Consider the following 1,173-nt stretch of genomic DNA (forward strand, 5'->3'; position numbering starts at 1 on the left):
AGATAAATTGGTATTAGTAATAATAATGCCATTTCAAAATTAGTATCTGAGCAATAATTTTTTTTGTGATGGTCGTTTGATTTGAATTTTGAGAGGGCTGTAAAAAGCATATAAAAGCCAAATAAAATGATTTCTAACACATCACCATTTTAAAAACTTGGTTTGATTGCTTATTGAAAAGAGTCTGTTAAGTTTGCAAGATTTCCTTTTTGAAAGTGTGTTTTAAAGTATTGGCTTCGGTTTTGCAGATTATTCTTTTTTTGCAAACAAAACTATATTTTGCTTAATTCGCATTAGTTCCCGCATTTTGCGGTAGGGATCGGTAGTAATAGATTTTTTTTTATTTATCTTTGATAATTAATAAAACGTTATATGAATTATAATGACATCATTGGTACTATAGGTGTTTCAATTGTTTTGGCTGCCTATTTTCTTAATATATTTTCGCTAATTCCAAAAGAAGGCGCTTTGTTTTTTATTTTAAATATTTTAGGGGCTTGTATTACTTGTTACACATCGATAATAATCGACTACAAACCATTTGCAATGCTCGAAGGTATTTGGGTCTTGGTTAGTCTTTTTGGATTAATAAAAAGCTTAAAAAAATGAAAGTTACGATAAAAAATATTTTGGAAATAAGTTATAGTTGGGCATGATTAACCAGCAGAATCGATTAAAAGAGAAACTATGGATTACAAATTTTGGATATCAATTTATGCTGGGGTCATTTCTACAATTGTATTTTTATGGCGCGTATATGAATTCTATTTAGACAGAAGAGGTAAGTTAAAAATATCCAATAGTTATATCACTCAATTTCCAATATGTGCAAATCAAAATATTGGAAAAGATGAGACTTTTTTTGTGGTTACGGTTACAAATTTTAGTAAAAATAAACGTCAAATTGAAGTTCCTAGATTTAAACTAGATACTAAAATTAATGGAAAAGAATATTTTAATTTTGTAGATCTTAATACAACAGAAAAATTTCCGAAAACTCTGGAACCTGGAGATAAATATACCTATAAAATCAATTCTGAAGTTATTGAATCAAAATTAAAAAAAACTGGAGTATCTGAAATTAAAACGATAATTATTGATACTTATGGGAAAAAGTATTATTCGAAATGGTTTAAAGTGTAAAATAATAACCATGCCCAACACACGCTACAA

The 1,173-nt window shown here is 27.6% G+C and carries 2 protein-coding genes; both read left to right on the plus strand.

Going from position 1 to position 1,173, the window contains the following annotated elements:
- Positions 1 to 372: 372 nt before the first annotated feature.
- Complete coding sequence (locus B0A57_RS11955) at positions 373 to 609, plus strand: CBU_0592 family membrane protein (protein ID WP_011962659.1); 237 nt, start codon at positions 373 to 375, stop codon at positions 607 to 609.
- Between the two features lie 78 nt (positions 610 to 687).
- Positions 688 to 1,143 carry a hypothetical protein gene (locus B0A57_RS11960; RefSeq protein ID WP_038466285.1) on the plus strand — a complete coding sequence of 152 codons (456 nt, stop codon included), beginning with the start codon at positions 688 to 690 and terminating at the stop codon, positions 1,141 to 1,143.
- Positions 1,144 to 1,173: the final 30 nt, after the last annotated feature.

This window comes from Flavobacterium psychrophilum DSM 3660 = ATCC 49418, assembly GCF_002217405.1.
GTDB lineage: Bacteria > Bacteroidota > Bacteroidia > Flavobacteriales > Flavobacteriaceae > Flavobacterium > Flavobacterium psychrophilum.